Source organism: Rhodoferax sp. LS1R11, assembly GCF_056521395.1.
Genome location: NZ_JBWMAW010000013.1, coordinates 37,125 through 50,412, shown reverse-complemented (window position 1 = coordinate 50,412; position 13,288 = coordinate 37,125). Strand labels below are relative to the sequence as shown.

Genomic DNA, 13,288 nt, shown 5'->3' with positions numbered 1-13,288 from the left:
CTGACGCCTTGCGCCCGGCCCAACCCGGCAGAACCAGCATTCAGATGATGCATAGCTTCATGGCAGTATCGGCATAAAAACTTCTTCCTGCCATGGGTTGACAGCCTGAATCAAGCGTAGGCACGGGTTCCGCGGCAAGGATAATACCCGCCGTGCTGCAAATACTCTTAATCACCTTTCCCTTCTTCGCCCTGGTGTTGTGTGGCTACTTGGCCGCCCGCAGGCGCATGCTGCCGCTGGATGCCATTCCGGGCCTCAACAGCTTCGTGCTGTTTTTTGCCTTACCGTGCATGCTGTACCGCTTTGGCTCGACCACGCCGCTGGCCCAGTTGCTGGATGCCAGCGTGTTTTTCACCTGGCTGTTGTGCGCGCTGATTGTGGTGGGCTTCACGGTGGCCATCAGCCTGAACCGGCGCATCCGCTGGAACGACGCCTCCTTTGGCGCGCTGGTGGCGGCCTTTCCCAACACCGGCTTCATGGGCGTGCCGCTGCTGGTGGCGCTGTTGGGCGCCCAGGCGGCGGGCCCCATCATCGTGACCATTGTGGTGGACATGGTGATCACCACCTCGCTGTGCATTGCGCTGTCCCGGCTGGACGGGGCGGACGAGCACGGCTTTGCCCATGCGGCCGAAAACGCCCTCAAGGGCATGTTGTTCAACCCCATGCCCTGGTCCATATTGCTGGGGGGCGTGGCCTCGGCCGTGAGCCTGTCGCTGCCCAAACCGGTGCTGCAGACCGTGGGCCTGCTGGCCGATGCCGCGTCCCCCGTGGCCCTGTTCACCATTGGCGCCGTGCTGGCGCGCTCGCAAATGCAGGCCGCTGCCAACAAGCACCCCCCCATCCCGCTGGTGGACTACCTGCCGGTGGCCGCCATCAAGCTGCTGGTGCATCCGCTGCTGGTGCTGCTGGTCGGTGCGGCTGCCGTGGAGCTGGGCGCACCCTTGAACAAGTTTGCGTTGACCGTCATGGTGCTGGTGGCGGCGCTGCCCAGTGCCAGCAATGTGTCGCTGCTGGCCGAACGCTTTGGCGCCGACAACGGGCGCATTGCGCGCATCATTCTGGTGTCTACTGCCGCGGCGTTTTTGACGTTTTCACTGGCAGTGTCCTTGCTGACTTGATGCGCGCGATGTACTGATCGGTGCGCATCACCACCAGGCAATCTTGTTCATTCCTGGTGCTTTGCTAGTCGAGGCTGATGTTCTTGCGCTTGACCAGCTGTTCGTAGATCTTGCCTTTGGCTTCGGCGTTCTGGCGCATCTGGTCAGGCGACCAGGTGATGGTCTCGTAAGCGAAGGTGTCGAACTTGGCGTTGACATCAGGATCGGCCAGCACCTTCAGCACGTCGGCGTGGATCTTGGCTTTGACGTCGCCAGCAATGCCCTTGGGCGAGAGCAACGACACGAAGGAGTTGACTTCAAAACCGGCCGGGCCGCCTGCCTCGGCCATGGTGGGCACGTCGGGCATTTGTGGCACGCGCTTGGCCGCCGCCACGGCAATGTAGCGCAGCTTGCCGGCCTTGTAGATGCCCTGGCTGGAGGGAAGGCTGCCAAAACTCCACTGCAACTCACCCGAACCGACCGATGTGAATAAATGGGACATCTCGCGGTAGGCCACGTGGGTCATCTCAATGCCGCTCAGCAGTTCCAGTTGTTCGCCGCCCAGATGGCCCGGGCTGCCGATGCCCCAGGAGCCAAAGTTGACCCTGTTGGGAGCGGCCTTTGCGGCACCAATCAGGTCTTTCATGTTCTGCCACTTGGAGTCGGTGGGGACGGCGACGAAGAACGGGGTGCGGAACAGCGGGGCCACCGGGTCGAAGTTGTTCAAGGTGACGTAGCCCTTGGCCTTGTACAGAAGCGGCAAGGCGGCAAGATGTTCGCTGTCGAACTGCACCAGGGTATAGCCGTCGGCTGGTGCCCGCTGTGAAGCTTCGATGGCAATGAAGCCGCCACCACCGGGTTTGTTGTTGACCAGCACCGGCTGGCCCCATAGTTTGGACAGTTTCTCGGAAACCTGGCGCAGCACGGCGTCCGGGCCGCTACCGGCGGGGAAGGCGGTGACGATGGTCACGGGTTTGGTAGGGAAGCCAGCTTGCTGGGCCGCGGCGGGCAGGCACAGCGCTGCGGTCGCGGCCAGAACGAGAGTGGTCAGATTATTGGATTTCAAAAGTGTCTCCTGGGGTCAAGGGTGAAGTGATCTTTTACAAACAGTTTTCGGACTGATAGCCGCATGGCATTCCATGGCGGCGCCAAGGCGCTCGGTTTGCGTGATGGCGCGAGCTTTTGGTGCTCTACAGAGGGTTGCGGATGTGTTCAGACATCCACCATGAAGCCGCCAAAAAAAGCGGCCAGTGCGTCAGTGGCGTCAAGCGGCAGAATCTGGGCGATGTATTGGTCGGGCCGTACCACCACCAGGCAGCCGTGCTCGCGGCTGATCTGGCGCAAGGTGTAGATGTTCTGGCTTGCACCATTGGCCTGCGCACCGTCCAGCGCACAGAACGCTTTTTCATAGTCGCGCAGCCCGTAGCGGCCCTTGTGAGGGAACAGCAGCTCGGGCAGGTTGGTGATGGCCAGTTCGTGGTGGCTTTGCTGAAACACCGCTCGCACATCAAAGACGGCGTCCATATCCGCGCCTGCCGGGGTGTAGCGCCTGAGCGGGGACTGGGGCGAATCGGTGAGATAGCTGCAGAGCTTGCCTACGGGCGATGCGGGCGCTGCGCTGTCACCCTGCCCGGCAAAGGCCAACAAGCGCCAGCGGCCGTCCGCTGCCAGCGTCTGGCCGAGTTGCATCAACTTGCCGTCGCCCAAGCGGACGACCGGCGTGGAATGGAAGCGTGTACCGATCACCAGTCCTTGTGCCAAATGCTGGTGCGTCGACTGCCCGGTGAGCAGCGCTGGTTGGTAGCGTGTGGCCGTGCCAGCCGTGTAGCGGCCATGCTGCACGAAGTAGCGCTGCACCTCGGACGGGTCAACCCCAGTGCCTGCCGCGTCGCCAGGTTTCTTCAACGGCGCACTGAGCATCTTGGCCCATTCGCGGTCGAAGTCGATCAACTCCCTGGCCACCGCCTGCCGCTCGGCGGAATAGGTGTGGAGCAAGCTCGGGGGACAGCGCCCCCGCAGCACAGCGGCGAGTTTCCAGCCCAGGTTGAAGCTGTCCTGCATGGAAACGTTCATGCCCTGGCCCGCTTTCGGACTGTGCGTGTGGCAGGCGTCGCCCGCGATGAAGACGCGCGGCTGGCGCGTGGCCATGTCGTGGGGCTCAAGATCGTCAAACCGGTCGCAAAGCCGCTGGCCGATTTCATAGACCGACCACCACGCGACTTCCTTCACGTCAAGGCTATACGGATGGAAGATGCGCTGGGCGGCGGCGATGAGTTGATCAATGCTGATGTTGCGGGCTGCAACGCGCTCATTCACGGCGAGTTTGTCGAGTTCCACGTAAATGCGCACGAGATACCCGCCCTCGCGCGGGATGAGCAAGACGCTGCCTTCATCGGCGGACTGGATCAGCGCCTTGAAACGGATGTCCGGGAAGTCGGTGACCACCAGCACGTCCATCACGCCCCAGGCATGGTTGGCCGAATCACCCTGCAGCACCCGGCCCATGGACTGTCGCACCCCACTGCGCGCGCCATCGCAACCCACGACGTAACGGGCACGGATCGTCTCCACTTGTCCAGCGTGCTCAGCGTCCTGCCGCTCGAACCGGACCGTGACCGGGTAATCTGACGCCCCATCGGGCGCACGTTCAAGCCCCACCAGACGGCGGCCGTAGTGCGGCACCAATCGTGAGGCTGACCTTTGCATGGTCTCAAGGTAGAAGTCGTGCACACGCGCCTGGTTCAGGATCACGTGCGGCATGTGCGACAGCCCGTCCTCCACGTCCTGAACGCGTCCACTGCGCACAATGCGGCTGCCGTTGCGATCGTCGGGCTTCCAGAAGGTCGTCTCGTTGACCCAATAAGCCTCCTTCAACACGCGCTCGACAAAACCGAAGGCCTCGAACATCTCCATCGTCCGGCAGGCAATGCCATCGGCCTGGCCCAGCTGCAGCGGACCAGGTTTCTGGTCCACGATCACCGTGCGGATGTCCGGAAAAGCCGCCAACTGCGCGGCAAGCGTCAGCCCGGCAGGCCCGCAGCCAATGATCAGAACATCGGCTTCGACGGGAAGGGCGCTGCCTGGAGGTATATCCGAGATTGGCCCGGCAGCGTCCACAAGCCCGGGATCCCCAGGGCGAAATCCATTGAGATGAAATTGCACTTTGACTTTCCTTTTTGCACGTTGGTTGCCAGCGAAGGGATTCACGCGAGGCGTGGCTTTTTGAATGGGCCTCACTGTCGCAGGCGTGGACTATTGCGTCAAAGCCAAATATCGAATACCCGGTATATTTTTTTGATATACACCGCTACCATGCCGACATGGCAAAACTTGATCTGGATTGGCTCAGCGTGTTCGTTGAGGTTTACAAAACGCGAAGCGTCTCTCGTGCAGCGCAGGCGCTTGGCATGGAACAGGCCAGTGCCAGCATTGCGCTGAACAAGCTGCGCCGACATTTTGATGACCCGCTTTTCTGCCGCACGTCGACCGGCATGGAGCCCACGCCACGTGCGCAAGACATCTATCCCGATTTGCTGGAGGCCCTGGTGCTGCTTGAGAAGGCGCGCGGGGCCACCGGTGCGTTTGTGCCCCATCAGGCCACACGCGAATTCCGGATCTGCATGACCGACATCAGCGAAATTGTGTTACTGCCACGGCTTATTAACCATCTTCAGAAAACCGCGCCGGGCCTCGTCGTCGAAGCGGAGAAAATTTCCCCTGAAAGCCGTCGCAGGCTGGAGTCAGGCGACATCGATCTGGCCGTGGGCTTCATCCCCGATCTGGAGGCAGGTTTCTACCAGCAGGCCCTGTTTGCGCAGAACTTTGTCTGCCTCGCATCCAGCGATCACCCGCGTATTGGCACAACACTCACACGCGAGGCCTTCTCGGCCGAGGGGCACATCGTGGTCATGGCGTCGGGCACAGGCCATTCGATTGTGGACAAGGTACTGGCCAAACACCAGATCAACCGCCGCGTGGTGCTGCGTGTGCCCAGCTTTCTGGGTGTGGCGCGCATCGTGGCCCAAACCGAGTTTCTGGTGATCGTGCCACGCCAGCTTGGCCATGCGCTGGCACAACAAGAACGCATGAAGGTGCTGGAGCCGCCCTTGCCGCTGCCCGCCTACAAAGTCAAGCAGCACTGGCATGAGCGCTTCAACGCGGACGCGGGCAACATCTGGCTGCGTCAGGCGATGATGGGCTTGTTTTCGGGGGTTGACCCGTTGCTACTTATTTGATAGCTGCTTGTGCACAAACACCGTCAGCGAGTTGAACAAGTCGTCCAGCACCTGCTCACCCACCACGGCCTCAATCTGGCGGTACTGCTGGTCAATCAGCGGGGCCATTTCGCTCACCAGCTGCTCGCCTTTGGGGGCGAGGCGCACCAGCACGCGGCGCTGATCGCCTGACACCCGGTTGCGCTCGATCAGCGCCAGCTCTTCCATGCGCGTCAGCATGCCCGTCATGCTGGGGCTGAGTATCTGGCACAAATCGCACAGTTCGCGCGGCTCCAGCTGGGCGTGCTCGTCCAGCGCCCGCACGATGCGCCACTGCTGGTCGGTGAGGCCAAAGTGATTGAGGATGGGCCGAAAGTGCGACATCAGGCTCTCCCGCGCCTTCAGGAATAACTGGGGCAGGTTGCGGTTGGCAATGCGGGGCGGGGATTCGGACATGGCAGTCTCTTTCTGGTGTGATGCGTCTTGACTCACTCATATAGTAGTGATTAAATCACTATGATGTTAGTGAATTATCAGCAAAACGGCGTCCGCTTGGGGCGTGGCCCATGATCGTCAGAGACCGGCCCTCCGGGCTGCGCATGTTCCTGCTGGTGCGGGGCTCCGTGTTGCCGCGGATTTTGCCATCGTTGTTCGTCAACACCGTGATCGCCACGCTGGTCACCATCAACCATGGCGACCTGTTTGCGCTCAAGATCACGCTGACCACCATTCCGTTCAGCCTGATTGGTTTGCCCCTGGCGATTTTTCTGGGCTTTCGCAACACCGCCGCCTACGACCGTTTCTGGGAGGGACGCAAGCTGTGGGGCGAGTTGCTGCTCAGAAGCCGCAATTTTTCGCGCCAGTGCCAAAGCCTGATCAGCGGCGTGCAGCCGGTGCAAGCCAGCCTGGGCCTGGCCGATGTGCGGGTGCGCATGGTGTACCGCGCCATTGCGTTCGCCCATGCCCTGCGCCTGCACCTGCGCGACGACCCGGTGGCCACGGAGCTCCAGCCTCTGTTGCTGGCAGCCGAGTGGCAGCAACTGGCCCAGTCGTCCAACAAGCCGGATTTTTTGATGCTGCGCATGGGGGACGACCTGCGCGCGTGCCTGCAGGAGGGGCGACTCGAAGGCTGCCTGGCTGCCTCCCTGGACGCCACCCTGTCCTCAATGACGGCGGCGGCCGCGTCTTGTGAGCGCATCAAAAGCACGCCAATTCCGTTTTCGTACACGCTGCTTTTGCATCGCACGGCCTACCTGTATTGCTTTCTGCTGCCCTTCGGGCTGGTGGACTCCATCGGTTTCATGACCCCGTTCGTGGTGGCCATCGTGGCCTACACCTTTTTCGGGCTGGATGCGCTGGGTGACGAGATCGAAGAGCCGTTTGGCAAGGAAGCCAATGACCTGCCCCTGGACGCGATCTGCCGCACCCTTGAAATCAACTTGCGCGAGTCGCTGGGCGACGATCACGTGCCCGCGCCGCTGACCCCCATCCACTACTGCCTGACCTGAGCCCAGGTCAACACCCCACCCCAAGCCGCGCGGGCGATGCCAAAGAGGTGCCGGTGGCCATCACCGAGAAGGCTACCCACACCCCTGATAATTTGCTATCAATTAAATAGCTGCTACCGCACGTAAATAAAGGGCTGTAGGCCTTTTTTCTATAAATTATGGCCTGGTTCAGATCGCCAGCGGGTCCACGTCCACGGCCCAGCGGATCAGGCCGCGGTGCTCGGGCTGCGCGCGCGTGGTGTGCAGCACCGCTTGCCACGCGGCCAGAAAGCGCTGCAAGGCGGCGCGTGAGGGGCTTTCGATCAGCATCTGGGCGCGCTCCACGTTGGCCACGCGCTGCATGCTCATCGGCACGGCGGGGAACAGGGCGAGGTGGGGCAGCAGCTGTTCGGCGTCCGGCATGGCGGCTGCGGCGGCGCTGGCAGCGGTCAAAAACGCCTGGGCCACTTCCTGCGTGCGCGCCTCAGCCCGCACCAGGGCCTGAAAACTGAACGGCGGCATGGCGGCCTGCTCGCGTTCGCGCAGCTGCTCGGTGGCAAAGGCCGGGTAGTCGTGGCGTTTCAGGGCGTCAAACAGCGGGTGCGCCGGGTGAAAGGTCTGAATCCACATCTCGCTCTGGCCGCTGATGTCGGCATCGCGCCCGGCGCGTCCAGCGGCCTGCATCAACAGGCTGAACAGCCGCTCGGGGGCCCGAAAGTCGCTGGAGAACAGCGCGTTGTCGGGGCTCACCGCTGCCACCAGCGTGATGCGGCGAAAGTCGTGGCCCTTGGCAATCATCTGCGTGCCCACCAGCACATCGACTTCGCCGGAGTGGACGCGGGCGAGCTGGGACTCCAGCTCGCCCTTGAGCTTGGTGGTGTCGGCATCAATGCGGGCAATGCGCACGGGCTCGCCTTCGGGGCATGCCTCGGTGACCGAGTTGGGGCGGCGCACGTGCTTGAGCAAATCAGCAAGATGTTCTTCCAGCCGCTCGGTGCCGCGGCCCAGCGGGGCGATGTCGGGGTTGCCGCAGGCCGGGCAGGCGCGCGGCACCCGTTCGGTAAAACCGCAGTGGTGGCAGCGCAGCGTGCGGTCAATCTTGTGGAACACGCGAAAGGCGCTGCAGTGCGGGCACTCGCTTTTCCAGTCGCAGTCGGCGCAGTGCAGCACCGGGGCGTAGCCGCGCCGGTTCAAAAACACCATGCACTGCTCGCCGCGGCCCACGCGTTCTTCAATGGCGGTGAGCAGGGGCGGCGAAAACACGCATTTCTTGGGCTGGTGGTTCATGTCCACCCGGCGCACCAGCGGGAGCGCGGCGTTGGCGCCCACGCGACTGGGCATCTCCAGGCGCACATAGCGCCCGCCTTCTGCGGCGGGGCGGCTGTGGTGCCAGCTTTCCAGCGACGGCGTGGCCGACCCCAGCAGCACTTTGGCGCCTTCGAGTCGGCCGCGGTAGATGGCCAGGTCGCGTGCCGAGTAGCGGGCGCCTTCCTGTTGTTTGTAGCTGGGGTCGTGCTCCTCGTCCACGATGATCAGCTTCACCTTGGGCAGGGAGGCAAACACGGCCATGCGCGTGCCCAGAACGATGCGGGCCAGCCCGCTGTGCGCGGCCAGCCAGCTTTTCAGGCGCTGGGCGGGCGTCATGCCGCTGTGCATCGACACCACTGCGTGTTCGCCATACAGCGGGCCAAAGCGTGCCATGAAACGGGCCTCCAGCTGGGGGGTGAGGTTGATCTCGGGCACCATCACCATGGCCTGGGCGTCGGGGTCTGTCGCCAGCAGCTTCTGAACGCTGTGCAAATACACCTCGGTCTTGCCGCTGCCGGTGGCACCAAACAGCAGAAAAGGCCCGTCTTCAGCATCAAATCGGGCGATAGCCGCCGTCTGCTCTTCGGTTAGCGCTACTGAAGTGATAGCGTGTGAGGGGCTGGACGGGTCGGGCACCAGGTCTTTGGCATGGCGCTTGAGACGGCGTGCCAGTTGCAGGGTGTTGAGGTCGCGCAGTTGCGGGGGCAGGGCGGCCAGGGCGACCTCGCCGAGCGAGCGCTGGTAATAGTGCGCTGCAAACGTCACCAGTTGTCGCCAGGCTGGCGAGAGCGGCGCAATGCCGTCCAGCGTGCCGGCAATCGGGCGCAGTTTGTCGGGGTTCAGGGTGCTGGTATCTGGCCCGCTGCCAGCGTCCCACACCACGCCCAGCATGTCGCGTTTGCCCAGTGGCACACGCACCAGGCTGCCGGGCGAGAGTGCCGACTCACTTGCATAGGTCAAGGGTCCCGCCACTTGGCTGTGGACCGGCGTATGCACCAAAACCGGGAGCCAATGCGTCATGCCAAAACCTGAGTTGGGGTGCTTAGTTGATGTGAACTTGCGAAAACATCCTTAAGTCTTTGATTCATAAGCGATTTAAGAGACATCCAAGATTTCTGTGGATAACTTTGTTGATATGTTGCTTTGGAGGCCGCGGGAGCCTTGTAAATCAAGGCTTTCGCTAAATTGCCCGGAAAAAAAGCAAAATTTAAATTCGTTATGAATCAATGACTTACAGGCGCTATTGGTTTCGTAGCAAAGACCTGCCTGGTGGATGACAGATGTCGCACCGCAACAAGAATTTTGTGCATAAGTCAGTCGTCACCAACTCGAAATCCCTGAAAAAGGTGGTATGGGTTCTTTTATTCAGGCCCGCATCTTGCGCGAATGCTCATGCACCGCCTTGACCAGCACCGCCACATTCTCAGGCGGCGTGTACTGGCTGATGCCGTGGCCGAGGTTGAAAATATGGGTCGGTCCCTTGTCCGGGCCGGTGTGTGGCGTGCCAAAGCTGGTGAGCACCTTGACCACCTCCGCCTCGATTTGTGCGGGGTTGGCAAACAAGACGTTGGGGTCGATGTTGCCCTGCAGCGCCTTGCTCTCGCCCACCATGGCACGCGCCTTGGCGAGGTTGACTGTCCAGTCCAGGCCGAGTACGTCGCAGTCGAGCTCGCGCATTTCTTTCAGCCACATGCCGCCGCCCTTGGTGAACACGATGCTCGGAATGCGCACCCCGTTGTGTTCTTTTTTCAGTTGCGCCAGCACGCGCTCTGTGTAGGCCATGCTGAATTCCTGGAACGCGCCGTCGGCCAATACACCGCCCCAGCTGTCGAAAATCATCGCGGCTTGCGCCCCGGCCTCGATCTGGGTGTTGAGGTAGAGCGCCACCGCGTCGGCGTTGATCTGCAGCATCTTGTGCATCAGGTCGGGGCGGCTGTACATCATGGTTTTGACGGCGCGGTAGTCGTCCGACCCGCCGCCTTCGACCATGTAGCAGGCCAGCGTCCAGGGGCTGCCCGAAAAACCGATCAGCGGCACCCGGCCATTGAGCGCCTTGCGGATGGAGGTGACGGCGTCAAATACGTAACGCAGCTTGTCCATGTCGGGCACGGCAAGCCGGGCCACGGCGGCCTCATCGCGCACGTTGTGGGCAAACTTGGGGCCTTCGCCTAGAGCGAAAGTCAGGCCCAGGCCCATGGCGTCGGGGATGGTCAGGATGTCGCTGAACAAAATGGCGGCGTCCAGCGGGTAGCGCTCCAGCGGTTGCAGCGTCACTTCGGTGGCGTAGTCGGTGTTGGTGGCCAGTCCCATGAAGCTGCCGGCCTGGGCGCGCGTGGCGCGGTATTCGGGCAGGTAGCGCCCGGCCTGGCGCATCAACCAGACGGGGGTGTGGGCGGTTTCCTGGCGCAGGCAGGCGCGGATGAAGGTGTCGTTTTGCAGCGGGGCAAATGCGCTGTTGGGGGCGGAGGTGTTCATGCCCCAATTGTCGCCGCAAGCGATTCAGCCCTTAGGGTGCGTTGCGGTGTTCCACCATCAGGCATTTGTTCTGCACCACGGTCAGGCCCGCGGCCTGCGCAGCGGCGGCCGCTGCGTCGTTGACGATGCCCATCTGCAGCCACAGGGCCTTTGCACCGATGGCAATCGCATCGGCGGCCACCGGCGGCACATCCTCGCTGTTGCGAAACACGTTCACCAGGTCAATTTTTTCGTGCTGTGCGGCGTCCAGCAGCGTGGCATAGACCTTTTCACCCAGGATCGTGAGGTTACTTGCCGCCGCCACCGGGTTGACCGGAATGATGCGCCAGCCGTGCGCCTGCATGTAGCGCGTCACGTCAAAGCTGGCGCGGTGCGGCTTGGGCGAGAGGCCCACCACGGCCACGGTGCGGCAGGTGGCGAGGATGTGGCGGATGTTGTCAGTATCAAGCATGGCAGGTACCTCACAGGGTGGCCAGCGCCGAACGCAGTTCGTCCACCGACAAAATTTCAGACAAAACAACCGGCGCACGCCCGGCCTTGTAGATGACATACACCGGCACGCCGTTGCGGCCCAACTGGCTCAGGGCGGCAGTGATGGCCGGGTCGCGCCGGGTCCAGTCGGCGCGCAGCAGGGTGACCTTCTTGGCATCCAGATCGCCCAGCACGGCGGGGTTGACCAAGGTGGTTTTCTTGTTGTACTGGCAGGTTACGCACCAGGCGGCGGTGAAGTCCACAAACACCGGCGCGCCGCTGGCCAGCACCTGCTCGACCCGGCCGGGCGCCCAGGCCTGCCAGCGGTCTCCGGCCTTGATGATGCTCGTGCTTTCGACCGGTTTCAAGACATTTTGGCCGATAGCCCCCGTCAACAGGGCGAGGGTAGCTATCGAAAGCGTAGCAATTGCCACCCGGCTGCGTCCGCGCAGCGTGAGCGACCAGATCACCAGCGCCAGCCCAACCAGCAGCGCCAGCAGCGCACCCGCGCCGTCAATGCCGCTTTGCTGGCCCAGCACCCACACCAGCCACACCACGGTGGCAAACATGGGGAAGGCCATGGCACGGCGGAAGGTGTCCATCCACGCACCGGGGCGCGGTAGCAGCCGGGCCACGGCGGGCATCCAGCTGGCCGCCAGGTAGGGCAGGGCCATGCCCACGCCAATGGCGCCAAAAATCAGCAAGGCCTGCAGCGCGGGCAAGCCCAGCGCCAGCCCCAGCGACGCGCCCATGAACGGCGCCGTGCAGGGCGAGGCAATGGCCACCGCCAGCACGCCCGACAGGAAGGCGTTGACCGCCGGGTTTTGGGCCTCCAGCGTGGCCACGCGGTTGGGTACAAACTGGCCAAACTCAAACAGGCCCGCCAGGTTCAGCCCCATCACCGTGAACAACACCGCCAGGGTGGCCACCACGGCGGGTGACTGCAGCTGAAAGCCCCAGCCCAGTTGTTCACCCGCGCTGCGCAGACCGAGCATCAATGCGCCCAGCGCCAAAAAGGATAAGACCACGCCCGCGCTGTAGGCCAGGCCGCTCACCTGGTGGCCGCGGCGGTCGTCCGCGTGTTTCGTGAAGCTCATCACCTTGATGGCCAGCACGGGAAACACGCAGGGCATCAGGTTCAAGATCATGCCGCCGAGCAGCGCCCCCAGCAATGCGGCCATCAAACCCAAGGGCGCTGAAGATCCGGTGGGGGCGGCACCGACGCTGGCATTGGCCTGCAGCGCGGCCGCCAGTTCAGGCGACACGCCTTGGGGTGCCGCCACCTCGGGCCAGGTGCCCAGCACTTTGGCCTGGGCCAGAAAACCCTGGTGCTGGCCGTTGATATCGGCAGCCAGCACCAGCGGCATCACCGTGGGGCTCTGGCTGCGCTGGTCTGACAGGGGCACGTTGGCCGTCCATGTGGTGCCTTGCCAGGCCTGCGTGATGGCCGCGGCGGTTTCGATGACTTCGGGTGTTTCCGGGTACAGCGCCAGCGTCTTGCCCTGCACGGCGGCGGGCAGTCCGGTGACCGAGACCTTGAGCACCTTGCCGCTGATCTCGACCTGGCTGTTGCCGTTCAAAGGCGCCGGTTGCGCCTTTTGGGCGGCGGCAAAGTCGGCACTGTTCAGGGCGGTGGAGCCGCGCACCGGCAGGCGCAAGGCAAATTCACCTTCTTCCGGAATGCACTCCTTGCGGCACACCAGCCAGCTGGCTTTGAGCTTGACCTCCAGGTCCGCGTTGAGCAGCGAGGGTTTGAAGTCGGGCGTGATGGTGAGTTGCACCGGCAGCAGCACCGTGCCCTCGTAGCCGTAATTGGCCAGGTTGCCAATCGGAATCTTCTTGGGCAGCGGCCAGGCAATGTCGTCCGCCATCACGCCCACCGGCAGCGTCCACTCCAGCTTGGTCGGCAGGCCGGAGTCGCCGGAGTTTTTCCAGTAGGTGTGCCATTCGGGCTTGTGGGTGATTTGCAGGCCGAGCCAGACCGGCTTGCCGGGGTCGGCGCCCTCGGGGGCGTGGGCCATCAACTCGGCACGCACCTGGTCGGTGGTGACGACAGACTTGATGCTATTTTGGGCTGTAGCCGCCGTGGACAGTGCGCAAGCAGCTATTAAAAGCGTAGCAAGAAGGAGGGGGGGGCGTGCAAGTAGTGCGCGGCAGGAGCGTATGGAGAATGTCATTGCAGTGTGGGAGTGGAGCGGGGGGCGCAAAGTTCCGGGGGAGGCTGTGATTGGGCAGG

General features: G+C 63.0%; 10 protein-coding genes. 3 read left to right on the top strand and 7 right to left on the bottom strand.

Features of this window, described 5'->3' with window-relative positions; translation table 11 throughout:
* The first annotated feature begins 152 nt into the window (after nucleotides 1–152).
* Nucleotides 153–1,118: an AEC family transporter gene (locus AC097N_RS15340; RefSeq protein ID WP_479582441.1), complete on the top strand. Its 966-nt coding sequence runs from the start codon at nucleotides 153–155 to the stop codon at nucleotides 1,116–1,118.
* A gap of 64 nt (nucleotides 1,119–1,182) precedes the next feature.
* Here AC097N_RS15340 and AC097N_RS15335 read toward each other — a convergent pair whose 3' ends face one another.
* On the bottom strand, nucleotides 1,183–2,163 hold the full coding sequence (locus AC097N_RS15335; RefSeq protein WP_479582439.1) for a Bug family tripartite tricarboxylate transporter substrate binding protein: 981 nt from the start codon (nucleotides 2,161–2,163) through the stop codon (nucleotides 1,183–1,185).
* A gap of 146 nt (nucleotides 2,164–2,309) precedes the next feature.
* A complete protein-coding gene (locus AC097N_RS15330; protein ID WP_479582437.1) occupies nucleotides 2,310–4,259 on the bottom strand; it encodes an FAD-binding monooxygenase in 1,950 nt (649 codons plus the stop codon).
* Nucleotides 4,260–4,417: 158 nt separating this feature from the next.
* On the opposite strand from AC097N_RS15330, the gene AC097N_RS15325 reads away from it, so the two are divergent.
* Nucleotides 4,418–5,332 (top strand): LysR family transcriptional regulator, encoded by a 915-nt coding sequence (locus AC097N_RS15325; protein ID WP_479582434.1) that lies wholly within the window; start codon nucleotides 4,418–4,420, stop codon nucleotides 5,330–5,332.
* Here AC097N_RS15325 and hpaR read toward each other — a convergent pair.
* A complete protein-coding gene (gene hpaR, locus AC097N_RS15320) occupies nucleotides 5,321–5,767 on the bottom strand; it encodes a homoprotocatechuate degradation operon regulator HpaR (protein WP_479582431.1) in 447 nt (148 codons plus the stop codon). The two genes, AC097N_RS15325 and hpaR, sit on opposite strands and share 12 nt — an antisense overlap.
* Before the next feature lie 110 nt (nucleotides 5,768–5,877).
* Here hpaR and AC097N_RS15315 point away from each other — a divergent pair, with 110 nt between their 5' ends.
* The gene (locus AC097N_RS15315) at nucleotides 5,878–6,819 is read left to right on the top strand and encodes a bestrophin family protein (protein WP_479582429.1); all 942 of its coding nucleotides are present in this window, start codon (nucleotides 5,878–5,880) and stop codon (nucleotides 6,817–6,819) included.
* A 168-nt stretch (nucleotides 6,820–6,987) separates the two neighbouring features.
* Here the strand turns inward: AC097N_RS15315 and priA are convergent, their stop codons facing one another.
* The 4 genes from priA to AC097N_RS15295 all read right to left on the bottom strand — a co-directional run bounded on the left by priA (nucleotide 6,988) and on the right by AC097N_RS15295 (nucleotide 13,229).
* Nucleotides 6,988–9,126 (bottom strand): replication restart helicase PriA, encoded by a 2,139-nt coding sequence (gene priA, locus AC097N_RS15310; protein ID WP_479582427.1) that lies wholly within the window; start codon nucleotides 9,124–9,126, stop codon nucleotides 6,988–6,990.
* A 345-nt stretch (nucleotides 9,127–9,471) separates the two neighbouring features.
* Entirely contained in the window at nucleotides 9,472–10,581 is a 1,110-nt protein-coding gene (hemE, locus tag AC097N_RS15305; protein ID WP_479582425.1) for a uroporphyrinogen decarboxylase, read from the bottom strand.
* 31 nt (nucleotides 10,582–10,612) lie between these two features.
* Nucleotides 10,613–11,032 carry a CoA-binding protein gene (locus AC097N_RS15300; RefSeq protein WP_479582423.1) on the bottom strand — a complete coding sequence of 140 codons (420 nt, stop codon included), beginning with the start codon at nucleotides 11,030–11,032 and terminating at the stop codon, nucleotides 10,613–10,615.
* 10 nt (nucleotides 11,033–11,042) lie between these two features.
* On the bottom strand, nucleotides 11,043–13,229 hold the full coding sequence (locus tag AC097N_RS15295; RefSeq protein WP_479582421.1) for a protein-disulfide reductase DsbD family protein: 2,187 nt from the start codon (nucleotides 13,227–13,229) through the stop codon (nucleotides 11,043–11,045).
* Nucleotides 13,230–13,288 lie beyond the last annotated feature (59 nt).

What these genes read in the sequence shown, in the direction of transcription:
- AC097N_RS15300 (WP_479582423.1), bottom strand. Translation starts at nt 11,032, where the DNA reads ATGCTTGATACTGACAACATCCGCCACATCCTCGCCACCTGCCGCACC.
- hemE (WP_479582425.1), bottom strand. Translation starts at nt 10,581, where the DNA reads ATGAACACCTCCGCCCCCAACAGCGCATTTGCCCCGCTGCAAAACGAC.
- AC097N_RS15295 (WP_479582421.1), bottom strand. Translation starts at nt 13,229, where the DNA reads ATGACATTCTCCATACGCTCCTGCCGCGCACTACTTGCACGCCCCCCC.
- priA (WP_479582427.1), bottom strand. Translation starts at nt 9,126, where the DNA reads ATGACGCATTGGCTCCCGGTTTTGGTGCATACGCCGGTCCACAGCCAA.
- AC097N_RS15325 (WP_479582434.1), top strand. Translation starts at nt 4,418, where the DNA reads ATGGCAAAACTTGATCTGGATTGGCTCAGCGTGTTCGTTGAGGTTTAC.
- AC097N_RS15315 (WP_479582429.1), top strand. Translation starts at nt 5,878, where the DNA reads ATGATCGTCAGAGACCGGCCCTCCGGGCTGCGCATGTTCCTGCTGGTG.
- hpaR (WP_479582431.1), bottom strand. Translation starts at nt 5,767, where the DNA reads ATGTCCGAATCCCCGCCCCGCATTGCCAACCGCAACCTGCCCCAGTTA.